Below are 23804 nucleotides of genomic sequence, written 5' to 3'. Positions count from 1 at the left end.
TCAGCCCTGCTGTTCGTCCTAGCCCTTGTCACCGGATTCATCGGAGCTGTAGTGCCGTCGTTCGCAGCCCAACCCGACGAGCGGACCCCCGAACTGCCCGCCGGGCAGCCCTCCGTCGTCCCCCGCCCCACCGACTGGACCTCCCTCGGCGGCACGGTCACCCTCACGCCCCGCACCCGCGTCCTGATCGACCCGCGCGCCCGCGCCGAGACCTCCGAGCCGTCCGGCCGCGCGGAGTTCCCCGGCCCGGCCCACCAGAACGTGCAGCAGCTCGCCGCCCAGCTCCGCACGGAGCTCGGGCAGATCTCCGGCGTCGAGCCGCGCGTCGCGAGCGACGTGGCCCATGCCGGGCCCGGCGACATCGTCCTCGGCCTCGCCGACGACCGTGAACTCGGCGCGGAGGGCTACCGGTTCGACAGTTCGGACGGCGCCGTCCGCATCCGGGCCGCCTCCACGCACGGCCTCTTCTACGGCACCCGCACGCTCCTCCAGCTCCTGCGCTCCACGGACGGCGAGCACCGCACGCTCCCCCGGGCCCGCGCCACGGACGTCCCCACGCAGGCGATCCGCATGGTCCACCTCGACGCGGGCCGCAAGTACTGGAAGATCCCGTACCTGGAGAACCTGATCCGCAGGATGGGCGACCAGAAGCTGAACACGCTCATGCTGCACCTCTCCGAGTCGGAGGGCTTCCGCCTGTACAGCCCGAAGTTCCCGGGCCTCGCGGACCCCGCCCACAGCTACAGCCGCGCCGACATCGAGCACCTCAAGTCCTTCGCGGCCCGCCATCACGTACAGCTGATGCCGGGTCTGGAGATCCCCGGTCACGCGACGGCGATCAGCGACGCGTTCGGCATCGGCTTCGGCTCCGGTACGAACCCCTGCACGGCCGCGCACACGCACTCGCACCTCACGCCCGACTGGATCATCGACATGACCAGCGAGAAGGCGGTGGCGAAGACGAAGCAGATCGTCGACGAGTTCGCCGGCTGGTTCGACGCGCCGCTGTTCTCGATCGGCGGCGAGGAGGTGCCGGGCCAGCTCGCCGACTGCCCTCGCGTACAGGACTACTTGGCCGCCTCACCTGATGTGTCGACGCTCGGCGACCTCCTCAACCGGTACATCAACACCCTGGACGACGTGATCGCCTCGCACGGCAAGCGCACCGCCGTCTACAACGGCTCGGAGCACCTGGCCGCGCCCCAGCAGAGCGTCCACGGCCCGGTCGTCTTCATCACCTGGGAGGGCACGGGCGCCGAGCCCGCCGTGCCGGGCCACGACGAGATCGCCATCGGCCCGTTCTACGACACCCCGAACAACTACCACCACCTGTACCCGAACGAGCCCTGGATGTACGACAGCTGGACCGTCAGCACGGCGCCCGACATGCTCGGCTCCGGCCTGACCAACTGGGCCGACTACAACTTCTGGGCCGATGACGCGTACTTCGAGCAGTCGATGGCCGGCGCCCGGGCGATCCTCGCGGACCGCGCGTGGAACGGCACGGCGACCCCGGACACCCTGGCCGACTTCCGGGCCCGCGCGGCCCGCATCGGCGACCCGCCCGGCATCACCGCGACGCCGGTGAAGCCCCGGGTGGACGACGGCCGGCCGAGCCACCACTGGACCTTCGACACGGCCGCATACCCGGAGGGCTGGACGTACGCGGGCAGTCCCGGCAACACGATCTTCGCCGAGGACACGGCGGGTGACCTGCCGGGCACGTCGTACATCATCAACAACCCGGCGCCGGTGGACGACGGCGTGCGCGGGCAGGCGTGGCGCTTCGACTCGGACCGGGACGGTGTCGGCTTCGGCGGCCTGGACGTGGCCGAGCCGTGGACGGTGTCGGTACAGGTCCGCCCCACGGCCCGCACCGCGGACCAGGTGCTGCTCAACTCGAAGGCGGGCGCGCTCAAGCTCATGCAGTACGGCACGGGCAAGGTCGGCTTCACCCGCTACGGCTCGGCCGACCTCAGCTTCGACTACACGCTGCCGCTCGACCGCTGGACCCGGCTGACGTGGGTGGCGACACCGGGCCACACCACGCTCTACGCCGACGGGAAGCGGGTCGGCACGGTCGACGCGTCGATCCCCCTGCCCCTGCGCTCGATCGGCACGGAGAAGGTGAGTCTGCGCGGCGACCTCGACGAACTCACCACCTGGGACGAGCCGTTGACGGCCGACCGGGTCGCCGGTCTGTCCGGGAAGGACACCCGGTAGTACGCGCCGGACCCCGCTCCCGTCCCGTCAGTGGCTGAGGGCGGCGATGCGGTCCCGGTATCCGCGTACCGGGGCCGCGTCGCGGTAGGGCTCCAGACGCCGCTCGAACTCCCGCACGTACTCGTGCGCCCGCACCGAGCGCATCTCGGAGGCGGCCTGCGCGGCCTCGGCGCCGAGAGTGCACGCCTGGTCCAGCTCTCCGAGCCCGAGCCGGGCGGAGGCGAGCACCACCCGGCAGAACAGCCGGCTGCGCGCGAAGCCGGGCGCCCGCAGCTGGAGCGAACGCTCCGCGTGCTGGGCGGCCGCGCGGTACTGCTGGAGATCCCGGTGGCAGTGACCGAACTCGTCGGCCAGCTGCGCCTCGTCGAAGAACCGCGCCCAGTGCGGCACGTCGTCCCCGGTCCGCACCACCTCCAGGGCCCGCTCGGCCCGCACCAGCGACGCCGTGCACGCGCGCACCTCGCCGAGCACGCCGTGCCCACGCGCCTCGGCCGCGTGCAGGAGCGCCTGGACTGCGGGCGGCGCGGAGGACCCCACGCCCTGCTGGGCGACCCGCGCCAGCTGGACGGCCTCGCGCCCGTGACCGAGGTAGACGGCCTGCCGGCTCATCGTGACCAGGACGTACGCCCCGTACGTCCGGTCCCCCGCCGCCTGCGCGAGCCGCAGCGCCTGCACGAAGTAGCGCTGCGCGAGCCCGTGCGCGGCGATGTCGTACGAGGTCCAGCCCGCGAGCCGGGTCAGATCGGCGGTGGCCGCGAAGAGCCGACGGCCGGTCTGCTCCCCGTAGGTGCCCCGCAGCATCGGTTCGGCCTCGTGCTCCAGGTAGCGCACGAGCGCCTGGCGGGCGTGGCCGCCGCCGTACGCCTGGTCGAGGGAGCGGAAGAGTTCGCCGACGGAGCGCAGGGCCGCGATGTCGCCCGCGGTGACCCGCTGGCCGGGCCCGCGCTCGGCTTGGGCGCGCTGCCGGAGCAAGGGAGGCGGCCCCTGTTCGGGCATGGAGGGGAGCTTGGCCGAAGAGCGTCCCTGGGCGGGGATCCGTACGCCGCCGGGACCGCCGTGGTCCCCGTGGGCGACCCGGTCGTCGGCCCGCCCGATCAGCCAGTCCCGGCTGGGCACGACGAGCCCCGCCGGGGTGAACGCGATCTTGCGGAGCTCGGCATGGCTGCCCGAGTCCTTGCGCCACAGGCCGCTGACGATGTCGACGGCCTCCTCGGGCGAGGCGGCGAACTCCAGACCCGCGTAGACCGGGGAGCAGGCGTCGAGCCCCAGGTCCTGGGCGGAGAGCCGGCGGCCCAGGCGCCGGGTGAACACCTCGGCGATCAGTGCGGGTGTGGTGCCGCGGGGCTGCTGGCCGCGCAGCCAGCGCGTCACGGATGTCTTGTCGTAGCGCAGGTCGAGACCGTGCTCAAGGCCGAGCTGGTCGACTCGGCGGGCCAGTCCGGCGTTGGAGAACCCCGCCTCCGCGATGAGCGCGGCTAGCTGGCGGTTGGGCGTGCGCTGCGGAGGTCGTTCCGTCATGCTGTGCGTTTGCCTTCCGGGCCCTAGGAAGCCGTAGAGGGGGGCCACATGCGCCCCCCTCTGCACTGCTCCCACATGGAACGGCGCGAATTTGGCGTCCTTCCCCGCAAGCGGAGAACTCCTGCCGCCCCGCTCGCACGGGACCTCGGTGGTTCCTGCTTCACAGGCCCTGCCGGACCGGAGTCCGGTCTTACACAGCCTCCACAAGCCTGACTTCCCGCCCGCCCGGCGGTAGGTCCGCCAGCGGATACCCGCTCACGGACGGCGCCGAAGCTATCACGCAGCGCGCACGGGGCCACCTGATCAGCCCAGCCGACACCCTCTTTCATCCGATCGTGTGAGGATTCCCCGAACGGCTGCCGCAGAGGCCCTGCCCGTACAGTGGCTGGGGGCGCGATATGTGCACGCTGAAGGTTCTAGGGAGGCACTGGCCGTGAATGAGTTGCGGTTCGTCCGCTTGGGTTTCGGAGCGGACTCGGTCGACTACCAGGAGGCCTGGGACGAGCAGCGCCGTGTGCACGCCGCCCGTTTCGCGGACGAGGTCCCCGACACCTGTCTGCTTCTCGAACACCCGCCCGTCTACACCGCGGGCCGCCGTACCGCGCCCGAGGAGCGTCCGCTGGACGGCACCCCCGTCGTGGACGTCGACCGTGGCGGCAAGATCACCTGGCACGGCCCGGGCCAGCTCGTCGGCTACCCGATCCAGAAGCTGCCGCGCCCCGTCGACGTGGTCGCGCACCTGCGCCGCCTGGAGGACGCGATGATCGCGGTCTGCGCCGAGTTCGGCGTGGAGACCTCCCGCGTCGAGGGCCGAGCGGGCGTGTGGGTACTCGGAGACGCCAAGGACGCGACCGAGGAGCGCCCGAAGCTCGGCGGCCTGTCCCTGGACTTCGACCCCCGGGTGAACGACTCCGAGTTCGACCCCCGTCTCAACGGCCCGGAGTACGCGCCCTCGAACGCCGGCCAGCGTCGCGAGGACCGCAAGATCTGCGCCATGGGCATCCGCGTCGCCAAGGGCGTCACGATGCACGGCTTCGCGCTGAACGTGAATCCGGACACCTCGAACTTCGACAAGATCATCCCCTGTGGCATCCGCGACGCGGGCGTCACCTCGCTCTCGTACGAGCTGGGCCGCGAGGTCACGATCGACGAGGTGCTGCCGGTCGTGGAGCGCCACCTGCGCGATGTCCTGGAGAACGCGGCCCTCGCCCCGCGCGTCGTCGAGAAGGCGTCCGAGAGGGAGCCCGACAAGGCGACCGCCTGAGCGGGAATGCACCCCGAAGGCCAGAGGTTGGCCACACGTAAGGCCCATCAAGACCACGGGCGTACCCTGATGTACGCCGAAGAATCAAAGCTGTAGGGAGCCGGTCGTGTCCGCAGTCGCACCCGACGGACGCAAGATGCTGCGCCTGGAGGTCCGCAACAGCCAGACCCCCATCGAGCGCAAGCCCGAGTGGATCAAGACCCGGGCGAAAATGGGTCCCGAGTACACGAAGATGCAGAGCCTCGTGAAGAGCGAGGGCCTGCACACGGTCTGCCAGGAGGCGGGCTGTCCGAACATCTACGAGTGCTGGGAAGACCGCGAGGCCACCTTCCTCATCGGCGGCGACCAGTGCACCCGGCGCTGTGACTTCTGTCAGATCGACACGGGCAAGCCCGAGGCGCTGGACCGTGACGAGCCCCGCCGCGTCGGTGAGTCCGTCGTCACGATGGACCTGAACTACGCCACGATCACCGGCGTCGCGCGCGACGACCTGGAGGACGGCGGCGCCTGGCTGTACGCGGAGACCGTGCGCCAGATCCACGCGATGACGGCGGAGCGCGCCGAGGGCTACACCAAGGTCGAGCTGCTCATCCCCGACTTCAACGCCGACCCGGACCAGCTGGCCGAGGTCTTCTCGTCCCGCCCCGAGGTTCTCGGGCACAACGTCGAGACGGTGCCGCGCATCTTCAAGCGGATCCGCCCCGGCTTCCGGTACGAGCGCTCCCTCGAGGTCATCACGAAGGCCCGCGAGGCCGGCCTGGTCACCAAGTCCAACCTGATCCTGGGCATGGGCGAGGAGCGCGCCGAGGTCAGCGAGGCACTGCGCCAGCTGCACGAGGCGGGCACCGAGCTCATCACCATCACCCAGTACCTGCGCCCGACGCCGCGCCACCACCCCGTCGAGCGCTGGGTGAAGCCGGCCGAGTTCGTGGAGCTGAAGGAGGAGGCCGAGCAGATCGGCTTCTCCGGCGTCATGTCGGGCCCCCTGGTCCGCTCCTCGTACCGCGCCGGACGCCTCTACCAGATGGCGGTCGAGAAGCGCGGCTCGTACGTGGCCTCGCAGGCGGTCTGATCCCGCCCCACCCGCACGGCCCGGCAGCCGTGTGAAATCACGCACAAGCAGCTACCGGCCAGTAATAGCCGAGAGAACGCGGCCCTGACAGTCCCCGCAGATGGGGGGCACCGTCAGGGCCGCGTCATCGTTCGGCCCTCCCCCGTCAAGGCTTCACGGGCGTTTGACCCTTCGGCCATGCGCTGGTAACACCAAACAGTGACGCTGTACTCACGCCACGTACCCACCGTCAGAGCCGCTCCCGAGGGGGACCTCCCAATGCAGGCCGCGCCCGTACGCGCCACCGCCATCCCGACCCTCACCGACGCCCTGCGCGCGGTCGAGTCGCTGCTCATGAGCAGCGGACAGCGCACCGCACGCCGCAACGCCTGGACCTCCGTGCTCGAGGACCGCCGCCGCGCCAAGGACCGGGTGGAGGCGCAGCGGGTGCTCGAGAAGGCTGTGGCCGCCCGCACGTCGTAGGCACTTGCCCGGACACGTAGACTTCAAGGCATGGCGAGGAAGGAAACCGCAGCGGACGCTGCGAACCCCGGGCGACTCAAGCAGATCGCTCTGACCTTTAAGATGACCCGCAAGGCCGATCCGATGATCGCCCTTGTACTCGCGGGTGTGGGAATCGTCACCTTTGGTGTGTTCCTCGCGATCGGTTTCTTGATCGGTCACCCGGTATATCTCGGAATTCTCGGCTTCCTGCTCGCCTTCCTCGCGATGGCGATCGTCTTCGGACGCCGTGCCGAGCGAGCAGCCTTCGGGCAGATGGAGGGCCAGCCCGGCGCGGCTGCCGCGGTACTCGACAACATCGGCCGTGGCTGGACCACGACCCCGGCCGTGGCGATGAACCGCAGCCAGGACGTCGTCCACCGGGCGGTCGGCAAGGCCGGCGTCGTCCTGGTCGCCGAGGGCAACCCGAACCGCGTGAAGACGCTGCTGGCGGCCGAGAAGCGGAAGATGGCCCGCATCGTCTCCGACGTGCCGGTCAACGACATCCTCGTCGGCAACGGCGAGGGCCAGGTGCCGCTCAAGAAGCTCCGCACGACCATGCTCAAGCTCCCCCGCGTTCTCACGGGCCCGCAGGTCACGACGACCAACGACCGCCTCCGGGCGATGGGCGACCTGATGAGCAACATGCCGCTCCCCAAGGGCCCGATGCCCAAGGGCATGCGGATGCCGCGCGGTGGCGGCCCCAAGGCCCGCTGACCCTTCTACTACGACGATGAGGCCCCGGAACCGATCGGTTCCGGGGCCTCATCGTCGTAGTAGGGGCGCGGCAGGGCGTCCTGGCGGGCCGGTGTCAGGTGCCGTCAGGCGCGGACCTGGACCGCGCGGGCCAGGCGGTCGTGCAGGCCGCGGCCGTCACGGTCCCAGATCAGCGCGGGGACCGCGACGCACAGGAGCACCGTGCGGACCAGGACGCGGCCGACGCCGAGGCGGCCGGAGCCGTCCTGCGCGACGACGCGCAGACCCATGATCCGCTTGCCCGGCGTGAAGCCGAGCGTGCCGACGGTGAGCAGGCCGAGGACGAAGAAGATCCCGAGGGCCCAGTTGCCCGTCGCCTGGTTGTAGCCGTGCGTGAGGAGCCCGTATGCGATCAGCATGCACAGGGCCCAGTCGATGACGAGGGCGGCGATACGCCTGCCGGGGCGGGCGATGGAGCCCGGCCCCTGCTCGGGGAGCCCCAGCTGCTCGCCGCGGTACCCGAACTCGACACCCGCGTCCTCTGCGGCCGCGCGCGGCCCGGAGAGCCACGATCCGATTGCTTGCCTGTTGTCCACCCGTCAAAGGTACTGCGCTCGGCCACCCGGCCCGCTCCGGCCCCCGGCCCGGTTAACTTCGGCGAAACAAATGGGTCATGCTTGAGAAATCCCCCGTCCCTATGGTCGGGTCCCAGCGTGTGCCACCGCACTGGCCGCACCACCGAGCTGCAACCCCGCCCCTCCCCGGGTGGGAGTAGGAGGAGTTGGATGTTCCAGAACGCCGATGACGCCAAGAAGTTCATCGCGGACGAGGACGTCAAGTTCGTCGACGTCCGGTTCTGCGACCTGCCGGGTGTGATGCAGCACTTCACGGTGCCGGCCGCGGCGTTCGACCCCACCGAGGAGCTGGCCTTCGACGGATCCTCGATCCGTGGCTTCCAGGCCATCCACGAGTCCGACATGGCGCTCCGCGCCGACCTGACCACCGCGCGCATCGACCCCTTCCGCCGCGACAAGACGGTCAACATCAACTTCTTCATCCACGACCCGATCACGGGCGAGCAGTACTCGCGTGACCCGCGCAACGTCGCGAAGAAGGCCGAGGCGTACCTGGCCTCGACCGGGATCGCCGACACCGCGTACTTCGGCCCCGAGGCCGAGTTCTACGTCTTCGACTCGGTTCGCTTCGAGACCTCCGCGAACCGCTCGATCTACGAGATCGACTCCGAGGCCGGCGCCTGGAACACCGGTTCGGAAGAGAACAACCGCGGCTACAAGGTCCGCTACAAGGGCGGCTACTTCCCGACCCCGCCGGTCGACCACTTCGCCGACCTGCGCGCGGAGATCTCCCTGGAGCTGGACAAGAACGGCCTCCAGGTCGAGCGCCAGCACCACGAGGTCGGCACCGCCGGCCAGGCGGAGATCAACTACAAGTTCAACACGCTGCTCGCCGCGGCCGACGACCTGATGCTCTTCAAGTACATCGTGAAGAACGTCGCCTGGCGCAACGGCAAGACCGCGACCTTCATGCCGAAGCCGATCTTCGGTGACAACGGCTCGGGCATGCACGTCCACCAGTCCCTGTGGGCCAACGGCGACCCGCTGTTCTACGACGAGCAGGGCTACGCCGGCCTCTCGGACATGGCGCGCTACTACATCGGCGGCATCCTCAAGCACGCCCCGTCGCTGCTCGCCTTCACGAACCCGACGGTGAACTCGTACCACCGCCTGGTCCCGGGCTTCGAGGCGCCGGTCAACATGGTCTACTCGCAGCGCAACCGCTCCGCCGCGATGCGCATCCCGATCACGGGCTCGAACCCGAAGGCCAAGCGCGTCGAGTTCCGCGCGCCGGACCCGTCCTCGAACCCGTACCTCGCCTTCTCGGCCCTCCTGATGGCCGGCCTCGACGGCGTGAAGAACAAGATCGAGCCCGCCGAGCCGATCGACAAGGACCTGTACGAGCTGGCTCCCGAGGAGCACGCGAACGTCCAGCAGGTCCCGACCTCGCTCCCCGCGGTCCTCGAAGCCCTCGAGGCGGACAACGAGTACCTCCAGGCCGGCGGCGTCTTCACGTCCGACCTGATCGAGACGTGGATCGACTACAAGCGCACGAACGAGATCGCCCCGATCCAGCTCCGCCCGCACCCGCACGAGTTCGAGCTGTACTTCGACATTTAAGAACGCCGCAGGTCAGAGCGGGTTTCCGCTCTCCTGGGCCGTCTGTGGGCCGTCGGCCGTGCTCTTCCGCAGCGGAAGAGCACGGCCGACGGCCTTTCTGCGCGTACCCCTCAGGCCGTGACGGGCGTCGATCGCCCTCCGCCGCACGGTCCTGGCTGTTCGGCATCAGGTGCGTGTACGTCCGCGGCGTGCAAGGGACCAGTACGTCACCTGTTCGGATCCCTGCGGTCTGCGCAATTACGCGAGAACGATCTTGGCCTGGGGCATTGGATGCCAGGCTCGCGCCGCCTGCGGCCGGCACCGGCCCGATGGTGCGATGCGGTCTCGATGCGCCGGCTCCCGGATTGTGGAGGCCGCCGACGGGAGGCAGGGTGATCTCGAGAACGTTCGGGCGAGGCAGAAGGCACACGGCCCGTCACGGAAGCGGGCTGTGGCTCGTCCTCATCGCGAAGCGAGTCGTGTGGAATGCGGTGGCCGACGCAAGATCGTCCACTCCGGGGCAGGCTCACGGAGGTGTAGCACATGTCAGCGAAGAACCCAGAGCACGGAACCGCCCACGAAGTGTCCTTGCCGCCCGAAGTCAAAATGCTGCAGGAAGTGACTCCGCCCTTCTTTCCCGAAGGCGGTTCGGGAATGACCATCCTCGTCGACTGGCCTCCCGGTCACCCCGGGCTCCCTCCGCATCGCCACTCGGGCCCGGCGTTCGGCTACGTGATGGAGGGCGCGGTCCGGTTCGAGCTCGAGGGTGAGCCAGAGCGTGTGGTCGAGGCCGGTGGGACGTTCTGGGAGCCGGGCGGTGACGTGATCCACTACCAGGACGGCAACGCTCTGTCGGACGCACCGACCAAGTTCGTGGTGACCATGGTGTGCGCGCCGGGTCAGCCGATGCTCAAGTTGGTCGACGAGGAGGAGCTGCGGGAACGGGCACACCTGCGCGCCCCGCGTCCCTCCGAAGGCTGACCCACGAGATCGACAAGGGTGCGGAGTCCCGGACACCGGCCCCGGTGCCGGGCTTGAGGCTGGAGAAGCACGGCCGGGTTCCCCGGTCTCGGTTCTGAGCAGCGTGGCCCCCGGCGCCTCCTCCAGGAGGGGCGAGGGCTTCGTTCTGCGTGCTGCCGCAAACGCTCATAAACTCGGGCGAAGTTGCACAGACTTCCGAGGAGTGCCGTATGAGCAATCTGTTCGTCGTCGCCTACAACGACCTCGCCACGGCCAATCAGGTGCGCGAGAAAATGCTCGAGCTGTCCAAGCAACACCTCGTCGAGCTCGAGGACATCGTGGTCGTCGAGCGGCGCGAGGACGGGAAGATCAAGCTGCACCAGGCCGTGAACCACACGGCGACGGGTGCGGCCGGCGGGGCGCTGTGGGGCGGTGTCATCGGGCTGCTCTTCCTGGTGCCGCTGCTCGGCGCGGCCGTCGGTGCCGCGGCCGGGGCCGCCGGTGGTGCCGCGACCGACACCGGCATCAACGACGGCTTCATGAAGGACCTGAGCCAGAACCTGCAGCCCGGTGCAGCCGCGCTGTTCGTCCTGGTGAAGCAGGCCTCCCCGGACAAGGTCATCCCCGAGATCGCGACGTTCGGCGGTCAGCTCGTCCAGACCTCGCTGAGCAACGAGGAGGAGGAGCACCTGCGGGCGGCCCTGGAAGCGGCCCGGGCCGGCGCGGCGGCGCAGGAGGCCCCGAAGGCCTGAGACATCCGTACGGAGCTGTGGGTACGGCCGTTCCCGTCCGGGGGCGGCCGTACCGGTGTTCTCAGACGCCCGGCGCCAGCGTGATCAGGCCCTCCGACGCCGCCCTGCGCAGGGCCGTGTGGTCGGTGGCGTTCTGTTCGATGTAGCGCAGCGCGAAGTCGGCCACGGCGCGGTCGAAGGTGTCGGCGCGGCCGAGGTAGCCGGAGATGGCGATGCGGTCGCCGGAGCGGGCGTGAGCGCGGGCCAGGGTGTTGCCGCACAGTTCGGCGTAGAAGCGCAGTTCGTCCGGGCCCATGCCGTCGACGTCGGCGGAGCCCTTCATGTCGCGCAGCTGACGCCAGTAGAAGGCGCGGCCCTGGGGGCCGGTCATCCAGCCGAGGAAGATGTCACCGGTGGCCTGGAGCAGGCGCTGGCCGGCGACGACGCGGTGGCCCGGGTGGACGTAGGGGCCGTGCGGCAGGTGTTCCTCGATGACGGACCGGGTGGCCTCCTTGATCTGGAGGAACAGGGGGTCGTCGGCGTCGCGCCCTTCGAGCAGCACGATGAAGCAGCGGGTGCCGACGCTGCCGACGCCGACGACCTTGCGGGCGGCATCGACGAAGTGGTAGCGGTCGAGGAGGCGGCGGCGTTCCTCGGCGAGGGTGGAGCGGTAGTCGCCGAACAGTTTGCGCACCGTGGCCGCGTCGGGAGTGCTCGCCCGTTCGAGGAGCGGCGGATCGTTGATGATGCGGCGGCGCCCGTCGACGACCTCGGTGAGTTTGCCGAGCGCGTGGAGGCTGGTGCGGCGGGTGGCCTGGGCGAGGGTCGCCCGGACGCGGCGGCGGTTGCGGCCGGAGCGGATGAGGGGCAGCAGCTCGTGCGCGTCGATGTGCTCGTACCAGACGGCGAGTTCGCCCATCCCGGCGAGGCGGCGCATCGTCGTGCGGTACGCGGCCACGGCGGCACGGGCCGACTTGAGGGCCTGGGTGTCGGTGTGCCCGTTGTCGCGGGCGGCGACGGCCACGCTCGCGGCCAGCCGTTTCACGTCCCATTCGAAGGGGCCCGGGCTGGTCTCGTCGAAGTCGTTGACGTCGAAGAGCAGGGACCGTTCCGGGGACGCGAACAGGCCGAAGTTCAACAGGTGTGCGTCGCCGCATAGTTGGACCGTGAGGCCGGTGGCGCGCTGGATGGCCAGGTCACCGGTCATGACGGCGGCGGCGCCGCGCAGGAACGCGAACGGGGAGGCCGCCATCCGTCCGTACCGGATGGGCAGCAGTTCGGCGACGCGGTCGGCCGCCTGCTGTTCCAGTACGACGATGGGGTCGGCGCGGTCGGCGGCGGGGATCCACGCACCGTGCGAGGAGCGTGAGGCGCGTTTGCGGGCCGCCCTGCCGGCGTCGGCCCTGGCCTGGGGAGTGGTCATGCCGCACCGTCCACGTGGCCTGCGAAGCCGGTCACGGCTAGTGCCGCAGCGCTCGGCCGACGTCCGCTCTCACGTCTCCGGTGAGGTTGCGGTTGCTGCGGGCCGTCGCTTTCTTGGACTTGCCCTTGTCCACGTCGTCGAGCGTGACCACGACCGTGTCGAGAAGATTGCCGCCGCTGTCGCGGAAGTTGACCTGTACCGCGTACGAGGCCTGGGATCCGGAGCTGTTGGTGGCGGTGACGGGGACCGTCAGCCGGTCGCCGTCCTTGGTCACGCCGCCGAGCGCGATGTCGCCCTTGGCGTTCACGCCGCCCTTGACGCGGTCCAGTTCTTCCTTGGCCTTCGCCGTGGCCGACGCGACGACGTCACCGCCCCGGGACGCCGCGGACGCGGCCTTGGACACCGCGTCGGAGGGGCTGGTGTCGCTGTCCGAGCACCCGGCCGCCACGAGCAGCACCGCCGCCATGAGCGGTCCGGCTGCCGCTCCCCGTATGCCACGTCCCGACATCATGCCTCCCGCTGCCAGTTCCGCTCACCCCTCACCTCAGTCAAGGCGGCCGGGGCCCGGGCGGCATGCCGGGTACGGCAAACAGGTGAATGCGCCCGGGCCCGGGCAGGATGGGGGCACGGTCGGCGAACAGTCCTGGGAGGACCTCGTGAGTGGTGGGCGGCGGCACATCGGGGCGCCGGAGCGGCGGGCCAGACTCGCGGCCGGGCAGCGGCTCGCGCCCGCCGCGCGGGCGGGGTCCGCCGAGGAGGTCGCCGGGTCGCTCGTGGCGCTGCACGGCACGGACCCGGCCACCGTGTACCTGGCGGTGGGCGCGCGCCTCAGGGACCCGTCGAAGACGGTCGCCGATGTCGAGCGCGCCCTGTATACGGACCGCTCCCTGGTGCGCATGCACGGCATGCGGCACACGGTGTTCGTGTTCCCCGCCGCGCTCACGGCCGTGGTGCACGCGTCGACGGGTGTGGCGGTCGCCGCGCGGGAGCGCGCCTCCTTCGTCAGGCATCTGGAGGCGGGCAGCGAGCACGACGCGGCGTGGCTCGCGGACGTCGAGGCGGGCACCCTGGCGGCGATCGGGGCGCGTGGCGAGGCGACCGCGGCCGAACTCGCCGAGGACGAGCCCCGGTTGCGTACGCAGCTGCTGTACGCGCCGGGGAAGAAGTACGAGGCGTGGCAGTCGATCTCGACGCGGCTGCTGCGTGTGCTCGGCATGGAGGGGCGCGTCGTGCGCGGGCGGCCCCGCGGATCGTGGACGTCCAGCCAGTTCAGGTGGGCGCTCGCGCCCGAGCGTCCCGAACTCCCCGTGGCCGAGGCCCAGTCGGAACTCCTGCGGCACTGGCTCGGCTCGTGCGGTCCGGCCACGGAAGCCGACCTCAAGTGGTGGACGGGGTGGAAGGTCACCGACGTACGCAGGGCGCTCGCGGCGGTCGGGGCGGTCGAGGTGGAGCTGGACGAGGGGGCCGGGTTCGTGCTCCCCGGCGCCGTCGAGCCGGTCACCACCGACGCCGAGCCGTGGGCGGCCCTGCTCCCGGGGCTCGACCCGAGCGCGATGGGCTGGCAGCAGCGCGACTGGTATCTGCCGCCGGAGCTGCGGGCGCCGCTCTTCGACGGGGCGGGCAACATCGGGCCCACCGTGTGGTGGGACGGGCGGATCGCCGGCGGATGGGCTCAGAGCAAGGACGGCGTCGTCCGGTGGCGGCTGCTCGCGGACGTGGGCCGGGAGGCCGCGGCCGCCGTCGAGGCGGAGGCCGCGCGCCTCCAGGAGTGGGTGGGCGGGGCGCGGGTCACGCCCCGCTTCCGTACGCCTCTGGAGAAGGAGCTGGCGGGACCGGCTCCGGCGAAGAAGTGAGGGAACTGCCGTGCGCCGCCCGCCCGTCGAAAGACCAACGGGTGGGCGGCGCACCTGGCGGTCAGCGGCTGTAGCGCATCAGCGCGCGCACCATGTGGCAGGTGATGTCCGACGGCGGATGGATCCCGACGCGCTCCGCCGTGCTCCGTATCGTGCGGTTCTGGGCCTGGTTCGGAAGGTAGACGCCCGAGTCGAGCAGGGCGATCGCGAGGCGCATGGCCTTGAGGCGACGGTTGTGCGTGATGTACCAGTCACGCGGCCGTCCCGCGGGCAGGGCCTTCTTTTCGAGTGGCTTGCCGGGCAGGTCGATCAGCATCGGTGCGGCAGCGGGCACAGACATCCTCCTGTCGCGGGAGGGAGACCTTCCGAGGCCCTCCGCGGCCCCGGACGCTCCCTCGAACACTGCTTCAATTCTACTGCCGGGCACTGACAATAGCCGCTGGCCACAGGGCCTTTCCCGTACCATTCGACCCCATGGAAATCTGGATCAACCCCGCCTGTTCGAAGTGCCGCAGCGCGCTCTCCCTGCTCGATGCGGAAGGCGCCGACTACACGGTGCGGCGCTACCTGGAGGACGTGCCGTCCGAGGACGACATCCGCGCCGTTCTGGAGCGGCTCGGGCTCGAGCCGTGGGACATCACGCGGACGCAGGAGGCCGACGCGAAGGAGCTCGGCCTGAAGGACTGGGCGCGGGACGCGGGTTCGCGCGACCGGTGGATCGCGGCGCTGTCCGCACACCCGAAGCTCATCCAGCGGCCCATCATCACGGCGGAGGACGGTACGGCCGTGGTGGCGCGCAGCGAGGACGCGGTCCGGGACGCGCTCGGACGTAACTGAGCCGCGACGGACCCGTCCTGCCTTCGGGCTCAACTCTCGTGTGACGTACGTTACTTGAGCTCCTCGTGGGGCAGTTGAGTTCCACCCTCCAGTCACCCGTACGTAACGGTGCGCGCACCGACGTTCGTAACGACGACAGGAGGCGGACATGTCCCGCAGGAGAAGGATGGGCCCCCGGAAGAAGGCCGCGCTCGCGGTGAGCGCGGCCCTCGTCGCCGGTGGCACGGCGTTCGCGCTCGCGAGCACGGGCAATGCGGCGCCGGTCGCGCAGAACGCCCAGGTCTGCCAGGGCCTGGAGACCGCGATCGCCAACAACCAGAAGTTCATCGACGGGCAGCGGGCCGCCCCGGACGCGCAGTCCGAGGCCCGCATCGCCAACCGGGAAGCGGTCATCGCCGAGATCCGGCGCAAGGAGGCGGCGTCCGGCTGCGAGGCCGGGGACGGAGCCGGTGCGCAGGCCGGATCCGGTGCTGATGGCGCGGCGGGAGCCGGAGCGCAGGCCGGGGACGGAGCCGATGACGCGGCCGGCGGCATGGAGACCGTGACGGCTGCGCCGCCGGACACGGTCACCGCCGAGCCCGACCCCACTGACGCCGCCGGTGGCGCCGGAGGGGACGCCGCCGGTGAGCAGGTCTGTGCCGGTTCGACCGTGACGCTGTCCGGTGAGGGCGGCGCGCCCGCCGCGTCCAGTGGGCAGTTCCCGGCGGGAACGAAGCTCAAGGTCACCAACCTGGACAACGGCAAGTCCACATCCGTCGAGGTCACCTCCGTCTCCGGAAGCTGCGTCCTGCTGAACGACGCGGCGTTCGAGCAGGTCCGCGAACCGGGCAAATTCCTCATCCGCAACGCACGCATAGAGAAGGTGGGCTGACCCCACAGGCCTTCGGCCCCGGCCCGCGCGCGTGCCCCCATGACGTGCGCGGGCCGGGGCGGTCCGGCGAAACGTGACTCCCGCCACAAAGGGGTCCGGGTAACACGGGGTTCACATACGGGCAACGGACGGGAAATCGCCTGTTGACAGTCTGCGGAGCAGCACACAGAGGCGCCGCACCCGCACATGACCGCGCCGTACAGACCCACCCGAAGGATGTGGCCCCGTGACGTTCAAGGCTGAGTACATCTGGATCGACGGCACCCAGCCGACGGCCAAGCTCCGTTCGAAGACGAAGATAATCGCGGGTTCCGCGCCGGCGCTCGAAGAGCTGCCGATCTGGGGCTTCGACGGTTCGAGCACCAGCCAGGCCAAGGGTCACGCCTCCGACCGCGTACTGCGCCCCGTCGCCTCCTACCCGGACCCGATCCGCGGCGGCGGCGACATCCTCGTCCTGTGCGAGGTCCTGAACATCGACATGACGCCGCACGAGTCCAACACGCGTGCCGCGCTCGCCGAGGTCGCGGAGCAGTTCGCCGCGCAGGAGTCGATCTTCGGCATCGAGCAGGAGTACACGTTCTTCGAGGGCGAGCGCCCGCTCGGCTTCCCCGTGGGCGGCTTCCCGGCCGCGCAGGGCGGCTACTACTGCGGCGTGGGCGCGGACGAGATCTTCGGCCGTGACGTCGTCGAGGCGCACCTGGACAACTGCCTCAAGGCGGGTCTCGGGATCTCCGGCATCAACGCCGAGGTCATGCCCGGCCAGTGGGAGTTCCAGGTCGGTCCGCTCGCCCCGCTCGAGGTCTCCGACCAGCTGTGGGTGGCCCGCTGGCTGCTGTACCGCACCGCCGAGGACTTCAACATCTCCGCGACCCTCGACCCGAAGCCGGTCAAGGGCGACTGGAACGGCGCGGGCGCGCACACCAACTTCTCCACGAAGGCGATGCGCGAGGGCTACGACGCGATCATCACCGCGTGCGAGTCGCTCGGCGAGGGCTCGAAGCCGATGGACCACGTCAAGAACTACGGCGCGGGCATCGACGACCGTCTGACGGGTCTGCACGAGACCGCCCCGTGGAACGAGTACAGCTACGGCGTCTCCGACCGCGGTGCCTCGGTCCGCATCCCATGGCAGGTCGAGAAGGACGGCAAGGGCTACATCGAGGACCGCCGTCCGAACGCGAACGTCGACCCGTATGTCGTGACGCGCCTGATCGTCGACACCTGCTGCAGCGCTCTGGAGAAGGCCGGCCAGGTCTGATCCCCGGCTCCTGATTCCCGAAGGGCGCCCACCGGTCCGGTGGGCGCCCTTCGCGCTGCCTGTGCGGAGAGCCGCGCGGAACGTCAAGTTCACGCCAAGGTGCCGTCCGACCCGTGAGAGGGGGGTCCTGCGCCGCGAACCTGTCTGCTTCAATGGGGCCATGGCCAGCTTCCAGAACACCGCGACGGGTCGTCACGACCTCGAGCCCTTCTGGCCTTCCCGTCAGCACCACGACTTCGACCGGGTGTGTTGCCGCGCGGAGAACGCGCAGGCCCTCTAAAACCGACTCACCCCGGCGTTCGGCCCGCGCGCACGACGTAGGTCCTTCTGCGACCTCGCAGTTCTCGACGATCTCGATGACTCCTCGCGCGAAAGAGTTGACCACTCATGGCGAACACCCGTTCCTTCTCCACCGCTTCCTCCGTGACCGCCGCCCCCTCCCCCGCCGTCACCGGCCGCCACCGCCTGCGCGCCGTCGACCGGGACGAGGACTGGGGCCTCCCCCGCTCGAACGCAGTTGAGAGCTTGGGGAACGACGTCGCGGACTTCCTGCCGCCGGGCGCGACCTGGCTGCCCGCTCCCCCGCACACCCTGCCCACGCTCCCCGGCCGGCCGCCGATGATCGGCTACCTGGTGCTCGTGCCCGCGGACCAGCAGCCGCTGCTCCCGGTGCCCGACGAGCCCGGCCCTCGGCCCGAAGCGGCGTCGCAGAACAGCGGTACCGGCGCCGGCAGCGACACCGACGCCCTCGTCGGCATCGACGGCGTGCAGCGCACCGCATGGGTCGACGGGCGCCAACTCGACCTGACGTACCTGGAGTTCGAGCTGCTCGCGCACCTCGTCGCGCATCCGCACCGGGTGCACACCCGCGACCAGCTCGTGACCACCGTGTGGGGCTACGGGCACGTGGGCGACGGACGGACGGTCGACGTCCATGTCGCGCGGCTGCGGCGCAAGCTCGGAGCCGAGCACCGTCAGGTGATCCAGACGGTGCGGCGGGTGGGGTACAAGTACGCCCCGCCGTCGACACGGTGACCGACGGGCGGTGACCGACGGGCGGCGCAGGTGGCGTCCGCCGGCCTCTCCCGCCCTTCCGGCCTCCCCCCGGCGGGATTCGTTCTCCCACGGGCAGAAACCGATTCCCTGACGCGCCGGGAGCGGGCAGAGTCACCGGCATGAGACTTCTGGTGCTCGGTGGTTCGGAATTCGTGGGGCGCGCCGTGGTGGAGGCCGCGGTCGCCCGGTCCTGGGACGTGACGGTGTTCCATCGCGGGCGGCACGCGGCGCCCGAAGGGGTGCGGTCCCTGCACGGGGACCGCACCGCGGACGGCGGGCTCGCCGCGCTCGCGCAGAGCGAGGACGAGTGGGACGTCGTCGTCGACACCTGGGCCGCGGCGCCCCGCGTGGTCCGCGACTCCGCCCGGCTGCTCGCGGGCCGTGCGGGCCGCTACATATACGTGTCGACCTCGTCCGTGTACGAGTGGGCGCCCCCGCCCGGCTACACCGAGGACGCGCCGCTCGTCGCCGGCGCCTCGCCCGACGCGGAGCGGACGGACTACGCGCGGGACAAGCGGGGCGGTGAGCTCGCGGCGGTCGACGCGTTCGGAGCGGACCGCTCCCTGCTGGTGCGGTGCGGTCTGATCCTCGGCCCGCACGAGAACATCGGCCGGCTCCCGTGGTGGTTGGCCCGGATGGCGCGGGGCGGCCCCGTGCTCGCCCCCGGCCCCCGCGAACTGCCGCTCCAGTACATCGACGTGCGCGACCTCGCCACCTGGGTCCTCGACGCGGCGCAGGCCGGGCTGAGCGGCCCGTACACCCTGATCAGCCCCTCCGGGCACACCAGCATGGGACGGCTGCTCGACGCCTGCGTCCAGGTCACCGGGGGTGACGCCGACCTGCGCTGGACCGCTCCCGAGGTGATCACCGCGGCCGGGATCGAGCCGTGGATGCAGCTGCCGGTGTGGGTGCCGCCGGGCGGTGACATGCATGCCGCGCTGCACAGCGCCGACGTGGCGAAGGCGGTCGCGGCCGGGCTGCGGTGCCGGCCCGTCGAGGAGACCGTCGCCGACACCTGGGCCTGGCTGCAGTCCATCGGCGGGACGGCACCCCAGCGCCCGGACCGCCCGGTGCTCGGCCTCGACCCGGCGACGGAGGCCAAGGTACTGGAGACCTGAGGGCTGGGGCCTGAGGCCCCTGAAGGCCTGAAGGCTGGGGCCTGAGGCCTGAAGGCTGGGGCCTGAGGGCTGAGGGCTGGGGTCCGAGGGCTGAGGGCTGGGGTTTGAGGGCTGAGGGCTGGGGTTTGAGGGCTGGGCCTGAGGCCCCAGCTCCGAGGTGCCTGAGGGTGGTGCCAGATACACCCCCGGTCGGGTGCCCGGCCCCATGTCCCGTACGGCCCCGGCCGGGGAGACTTGGGGGCGTACGGGTCGGGCGGTGGACGGAGAGCGGGATGGACGCGTCGGGTGCGGACGGCGGGCGGGCGCGCCGCGCCCTGGTGGCGGGGGCCCGAGGCCTCGTGCTGGCGGTGGTGGGGTTCGCCGGGTCGCTCACCCTCTTCGTCCTGTCCGTCCTCTCGACCGTGTTCATCGTCCTGGGTGTCGGTGTCCTCACCACGCCCGCGGTGCTCTCCCTTGTCAGGTCCTGGGCGAACCGGCGGCGCGTCCTCGCTTCCGAGTGGTACGGGATCCGCGTCCCGGCGCTGTACCGGCCCTTCCCCGCCGATGCGCGGACCGGGCTCGTCGGGCAGGCGGAGCGCTGCCGCCTGATGCTCGGCGACCCGGCGACCTGGCGGGACCTGCTGTGGCTCCTCGTCGACATGACGGCCGGGTTCGTGACGGCGCTCCTGCCGGCCGCGGTCATCGTCTATCCGCTGGAGGGGTACGCCCTCGCGGCCGGCCTGTGGCGGGTCTTCACGGACGGCACGTATGTCGGCTGGTGGTACGGGTTCGTGCCCATCAGTGGTCAGGGTTCCGCGCTGGTGGCGGCCGGTCTCGCCACCGCGATCCTGGTGGCCGGCTACTTCTCGGCCCCGCTCCTGCTGCGCGCCCACTTCCAGCTGACCCGCGCGATCCTCACCCCGGACGAGGGCGAACTGGCCGCCCGTGTCGAGGTGTTGACGCAGACGCGGCGCGACGCGGTCGACACCTCCGCCGCGGAGCTGCGCCGCATCGAGCGCGACCTGCACGACGGCGCGCAGGCCCGCCTCGTGGCCATGGGCATGGACCTCGGCACGATCGAGGCGCTGGTCGAGAAGAACCCGCAGAAGGCCAAGGAGCTGCTCGCACAGGCCCGGAAGTCCTCGGCCGACGCCCTCACCGAGCTGCGTGACCTGGTCCGCGGTATCCATCCGCCGGTCCTCGCCGAGCGCGGCCTCGGCGACGCGGTGAAGGCGCTCGCGCTGCGGCTGCCGGTCACCACCGACGTCGACGTGGACCTGGCGGGCCGCGCCGAGGCGCCCGTCGAGTCGGCGGCGTACTTCGCCGTCAGCGAGGTCCTCACGAACGCCGTCAAGCACTCGGGGGCCGACCGCGTCTGGGTCGACGTGCACCACACCGGGGCGACGGGCATGCTGCGCATCGCCGTCACCGACAACGGGAAGGGTGGCGCGAGCGTCGGGGCGGGGTCGGGCCTGAGCGGGATCGAGCGCCGGCTCGGTACATTCGACGGCGTCCTCGCCGTCAGCTCCCCCGCGGGCGGTCCGACCATGGTGACGATGGAGATTCCTTGCGCGTTGTCCTAGCCGAAGATCTCTTCCTGCTCCGCGACGGCCTGGTGCGGATGCTGGAGGCGTACGACTTCGAGGTCGTCGCGGCCGTCGAGAGCGGCCCCGAACTGACGAAGGCGTTCGCCGAGTCGGAGCCCGACGTCGCCGTCGTCGACGTACGGCTGCCGCCCTCGCACACGGACGAGGGGCTGCAGTGCGCGCTCGCCGCGCGGCGGGCGCGGCCCGGGCTGCCGGTCCTGGTCCTGTCGCAGCACGTGGAGCAGTTGTACGCGCGCGAGTTGCTCGCCGACGGGAACGGCGGGATCGGTTATCTGCTGAAGGACCGGGTGTTCGACGCGGACCAGTTCATCGACGCGGTGCGCCGGGTCGCCGCGGGCGGCACCGCGATGGACCCCCAGGTGATCCAGCAGCTCCTTTCGCGGCGGGCCGCGGAGGCACCGCTCGGCGGCCTGACACCGCGCGAAACGGAGGTTCTGGAACTCATGGCGCAGGGCCGGTCGAATGCGGCCATCGCGGGTCAACTCGTCGTCACGGAAAGGGCGATCGCGAAACACACCTCCAATATCTTTCTGAAGCTGGGACTTCCGGTGTCGGACGACGACAACCGGCGCGTTCTCGCCGTCATCGCCTATCTGGATCAGGGCCGTTGAGAATCCTTCGGGAAATCACCGGTGCTCTCCTTGAACAAGGGGCCCTCGTGTTGCGTACGTAGCCCCATGGGACGCACATCACGAAAACGGCGCTCGTCACTCGCGACGCGCATGACGGTCGCGTCGGCCGCACTGCTCCTGGGTGGAGGAGGGCTGGTCGCGGTGAACGTCTACGCGTCCGCCCACGAGGAGAACCCGGCGCAGCGCGGCGACGGAGCGCAGCAGCAACAGCAGCAGGTCGCCACGATCGACTGCCCCGACGTGGGCAACGGGCTGTCCGACGTACCGGACGCCGCGCGGTCGGAGGTCGACGGCGAACTGGCCACGATGGACAGCCAGATCACCGAGTCGTACCAGCGCCTCGCGGCCTCGCGGGACGCTGCGGCGCGGGACCCCGCCTTCGTGCAGAACAGCATTCTGCAGCCGTTGAAGGAACGGCGTTCGACCCTGATCGACAGGATCGGCCTGGAGATCAGCCGGGCGGGCGGTACGGCGCCGCAGGGCATGAAGGACCTCGCGGCCTGCACGGCCAGGTCGGCCGGCACCGACGGCAGCCCACCGGCGGGCTCGGCCGCGCCGTCCGCCCCCGCGGACGGAGGCCAGCAGGGCGACGGCGGCCAGCAGGGCGACGGCGGTCAGCAGGGCGACGGCGGCCAGCAAGGGGGCGGCGGTCAGCAGAACGGCAACGGCCCCGACGCCTCCGACTTCGTCGACATCAACTCCGTCCAGCCCAACGTCAGGACGCCACGCAACCAGCGCGCCGCCTCCCGCGGCACGTTCACCACGAAATGCGGGCGCAACGAGAACGGCAAGTTCAATCCCGACAACGTCATCGTGGCGCCCGGTGTGAGCAATGGCGCGCACCATATGCACGACTACGTGGGAAATCAGGCGAACGACGCTTTCGCCAGTGACGACGACCTTGCGAATGGCGACACGAGCTGCCGCAATCAGGGCGACAAGTCGACCTATTACTGGCCTGTTCTGCGCCTCCAGAACGGAAAGGACGAGAACGACGCGCAGGCCGACGGCGGCGGCAAGGACCAGAATGTCGGCGAGATCCAGACCCCTGCCTCGGTCACGCTGAAGTTCGTCGGAAACCCGGCCGGCAAGGTCGTCGCCATGCCGCGGTTCCTGCGCATCATCACAGGTGACGCCAAGGCCTTCACCAACGGCGACGCGAACGCGAACGCGTCCTGGAGCTGCACCGGCTTCGAGGACCGCCAGCTGAAGGACAAGTACCCGATCTGCCCCGAAGGCAGCAAGGTCGTACGGTCGTTCAAGTTCCAGAGCTGCTGGGACGGACGCAACACCGACAGCGCCAACCACCGTACGCACGTCTCCTTCGCCGACCCCGCCACCGGGGCCTGCCCGCAGGGCTTCCAGGCGATCCCGCAGCTGCAGCAGCGCATCGTGTACGACGTCCCGCCCGGCCCCGGCTTCGCCGTCGACTCGTTCCCCGAGCAGCTGCACAAGCCCCTGACCGACCACGGCGACTTCATCAACGTCTTCGACGACGGCCTGATGAAGCGCGTCGCGAGCTGCATCAACCGGGGTCAGCGCTGTACCTGACGGCCTGACCCCCCGTCGACTGCTGCGCGGTCAGCTCGCGCGGTGACCGTTGTGCCCGGAGTGCCCGTCCTCCTCGTGACCCCCGCCACCGCTACTCCCCGAGTGGTGCGAGGAGGACTTCTCCACGGTCCCGCCGAGCCGACCGCGCAGCGCTGTGACCGCCTTGTCGTCGCCGACCGCGATCCAGCGGCGGCCGATCAGATAGGTGCCGCCGTAGTCGTCGGCCTGGTCGAGCCACTCGGCCTGGCCGCGGTCGGTGGCGAAGGTCGCGAGGATGTAGCGGTCGGCGCCGTCGCCGCAGGTGGCCTGGCGCAGCTCGTCGGCGTCCGTCTGGATGTCGGGCCTGCATTTCGCCCTGGCCGCGAGCTGTTCCAGGCTGCCGGTCGCGGTCTTCGGCACGGTGTCGCCGTGCGATCCGCAGCCGGTCAGGACCGCCAGCGAGACCGTCGCTCCCGTCACCCATATGCGCCGCATGCGTCGCGTCATTCCCATCGTTTCCTT

General features: G+C 70.7%; 23 protein-coding genes. 17 read left to right on the top strand and 6 right to left on the bottom strand.

Features of this window, described 5'->3' with window-relative positions; all coding sequences use genetic code 11:
- The first annotated feature begins 51 nt into the window (after window positions 1–51).
- The gene (locus OHO83_RS31425) at window positions 52–2223 is read left to right on the top strand and encodes a family 20 glycosylhydrolase (RefSeq protein ID WP_330280069.1); all 2172 of its coding nucleotides are present in this window, start codon (window positions 52–54) and stop codon (window positions 2221–2223) included.
- Window positions 2224–2250: 27 nt separating this feature from the next.
- Here the strand turns inward: OHO83_RS31425 and OHO83_RS31420 are convergent, their stop codons facing one another.
- On the bottom strand, window positions 2251–3741 hold the full coding sequence (locus OHO83_RS31420; RefSeq protein ID WP_330280068.1) for a regulator: 1491 nt from the start codon (window positions 3739–3741) through the stop codon (window positions 2251–2253).
- Between the two features lie 433 nt (window positions 3742–4174).
- Here OHO83_RS31420 and lipB point away from each other — a divergent pair, with 433 nt between their 5' ends.
- From lipB to OHO83_RS31400, 4 genes are all read left to right on the top strand, one after another.
- Window positions 4175–5005, top strand: coding sequence for a lipoyl(octanoyl) transferase LipB (lipB, locus tag OHO83_RS31415; RefSeq protein WP_266669808.1), 831 nt, complete (start codon window positions 4175–4177; stop codon window positions 5003–5005).
- Window positions 5006–5111: 106 nt separating this feature from the next.
- Window positions 5112–6077, top strand: a complete 966-nt coding sequence (locus OHO83_RS31410; protein ID WP_116502481.1) for a lipoyl synthase — start codon at window positions 5112–5114, stop codon at window positions 6075–6077.
- A gap of 258 nt (window positions 6078–6335) precedes the next feature.
- Window positions 6336–6539, top strand: a complete 204-nt coding sequence (locus tag OHO83_RS31405; RefSeq protein WP_116502480.1) for an SCO2195 family GlnR-regulated protein — start codon at window positions 6336–6338, stop codon at window positions 6537–6539.
- Window positions 6540–6569: 30 nt separating this feature from the next.
- Entirely contained in the window at window positions 6570–7274 is a 705-nt protein-coding gene (locus OHO83_RS31400) for a DUF4191 domain-containing protein (protein ID WP_266669811.1), read from the top strand.
- A gap of 104 nt (window positions 7275–7378) precedes the next feature.
- On the opposite strand, the gene OHO83_RS31395 is transcribed toward OHO83_RS31400, so the two are convergent.
- The gene (locus OHO83_RS31395; protein ID WP_266669813.1) at window positions 7379–7849 is read right to left on the bottom strand and encodes an RDD family protein; all 471 of its coding nucleotides are present in this window, start codon (window positions 7847–7849) and stop codon (window positions 7379–7381) included.
- 189 nt (window positions 7850–8038) lie between these two features.
- Between OHO83_RS31395 and glnA the strand changes: the two genes are divergently transcribed.
- From glnA to OHO83_RS31380, 3 genes are all read left to right on the top strand, one after another.
- The gene (glnA, locus tag OHO83_RS31390; RefSeq protein WP_266669815.1) at window positions 8039–9448 is read left to right on the top strand and encodes a type I glutamate--ammonia ligase; all 1410 of its coding nucleotides are present in this window, start codon (window positions 8039–8041) and stop codon (window positions 9446–9448) included.
- A 522-nt stretch (window positions 9449–9970) separates the two neighbouring features.
- Complete coding sequence (locus OHO83_RS31385) at window positions 9971–10408, top strand: cupin domain-containing protein (protein WP_266669817.1); 438 nt, start codon at window positions 9971–9973, stop codon at window positions 10406–10408.
- Between the two features lie 209 nt (window positions 10409–10617).
- Window positions 10618–11139: a DUF1269 domain-containing protein gene (locus tag OHO83_RS31380; protein ID WP_266669819.1), complete on the top strand. Its 522-nt coding sequence runs from the start codon at window positions 10618–10620 to the stop codon at window positions 11137–11139.
- 61 nt (window positions 11140–11200) lie between these two features.
- Here the strand turns inward: OHO83_RS31380 and OHO83_RS31375 are convergent, their stop codons facing one another.
- On the bottom strand, window positions 11201–12541 hold the full coding sequence (locus tag OHO83_RS31375) for a DUF2252 domain-containing protein (RefSeq protein WP_330280067.1): 1341 nt from the start codon (window positions 12539–12541) through the stop codon (window positions 11201–11203).
- A gap of 37 nt (window positions 12542–12578) precedes the next feature.
- Window positions 12579–13052 carry a hypothetical protein gene (locus OHO83_RS31370; protein WP_329435526.1) on the bottom strand — a complete coding sequence of 158 codons (474 nt, stop codon included), beginning with the start codon at window positions 13050–13052 and terminating at the stop codon, window positions 12579–12581.
- A gap of 145 nt (window positions 13053–13197) precedes the next feature.
- On the opposite strand from OHO83_RS31370, the gene OHO83_RS31365 reads away from it, so the two are divergent.
- A complete protein-coding gene (locus OHO83_RS31365; protein ID WP_330280066.1) occupies window positions 13198–14394 on the top strand; it encodes a winged helix DNA-binding domain-containing protein in 1197 nt (398 codons plus the stop codon).
- Window positions 14395–14455: 61 nt separating this feature from the next.
- On the opposite strand, the gene OHO83_RS31360 is transcribed toward OHO83_RS31365, so the two are convergent.
- Window positions 14456–14734, bottom strand: a complete 279-nt coding sequence (locus OHO83_RS31360) for a hypothetical protein (RefSeq protein WP_382480436.1) — start codon at window positions 14732–14734, stop codon at window positions 14456–14458.
- Between the two features lie 134 nt (window positions 14735–14868).
- Here OHO83_RS31360 and OHO83_RS31355 point away from each other — a divergent pair, with 134 nt between their 5' ends.
- The 8 genes from OHO83_RS31355 (at window position 14869) to OHO83_RS31320 (ending at window position 23303) form a co-directional block, all read left to right on the top strand.
- Complete coding sequence (locus tag OHO83_RS31355; protein WP_227294328.1) at window positions 14869–15231, top strand: arsenate reductase family protein; 363 nt, start codon at window positions 14869–14871, stop codon at window positions 15229–15231.
- A gap of 148 nt (window positions 15232–15379) precedes the next feature.
- Window positions 15380–16102 carry a hypothetical protein gene (locus OHO83_RS31350; protein WP_329435522.1) on the top strand — a complete coding sequence of 241 codons (723 nt, stop codon included), beginning with the start codon at window positions 15380–15382 and terminating at the stop codon, window positions 16100–16102.
- A 226-nt stretch (window positions 16103–16328) separates the two neighbouring features.
- Entirely contained in the window at window positions 16329–17360 is a 1032-nt protein-coding gene (gene glnII / locus OHO83_RS31345; protein ID WP_266669828.1) for a glutamine synthetase, read from the top strand.
- A gap of 387 nt (window positions 17361–17747) precedes the next feature.
- A complete protein-coding gene (locus OHO83_RS31340) occupies window positions 17748–18395 on the top strand; it encodes a winged helix-turn-helix domain-containing protein (RefSeq protein WP_266669830.1) in 648 nt (215 codons plus the stop codon).
- A 140-nt stretch (window positions 18396–18535) separates the two neighbouring features.
- Complete coding sequence (locus tag OHO83_RS31335) at window positions 18536–19534, top strand: NAD-dependent epimerase/dehydratase family protein (RefSeq protein ID WP_266669832.1); 999 nt, start codon at window positions 18536–18538, stop codon at window positions 19532–19534.
- 272 nt (window positions 19535–19806) lie between these two features.
- Complete coding sequence (locus tag OHO83_RS31330) at window positions 19807–21096, top strand: sensor histidine kinase (protein ID WP_266669834.1); 1290 nt, start codon at window positions 19807–19809, stop codon at window positions 21094–21096.
- A complete protein-coding gene (locus OHO83_RS31325) occupies window positions 21081–21731 on the top strand; it encodes a response regulator transcription factor (protein WP_266669836.1) in 651 nt (216 codons plus the stop codon). Before OHO83_RS31330 ends, OHO83_RS31325 begins: the two co-directional genes overlap by 16 nt.
- Before the next feature lie 66 nt (window positions 21732–21797).
- Window positions 21798–23303 carry a DUF1996 domain-containing protein gene (locus tag OHO83_RS31320; protein ID WP_330280065.1) on the top strand — a complete coding sequence of 502 codons (1506 nt, stop codon included), beginning with the start codon at window positions 21798–21800 and terminating at the stop codon, window positions 23301–23303.
- Between the two features lie 30 nt (window positions 23304–23333).
- On the opposite strand, the gene OHO83_RS31315 is transcribed toward OHO83_RS31320, so the two are convergent.
- Window positions 23334–23795, bottom strand: a complete 462-nt coding sequence (locus OHO83_RS31315) for a hypothetical protein (RefSeq protein WP_266669840.1) — start codon at window positions 23793–23795, stop codon at window positions 23334–23336.
- Window positions 23796–23804 lie beyond the last annotated feature (9 nt).

Origin of the sequence: Streptomyces sp. NBC_00569 (genome assembly GCF_036345255.1) — a bacterium.
Lineage (GTDB): Bacteria > Actinomycetota > Actinomycetes > Streptomycetales > Streptomycetaceae > Streptomyces.
Note: the sequence above shows the minus strand (reverse complement) of the source record. Positions and strands in the feature narration are given on the sequence as shown.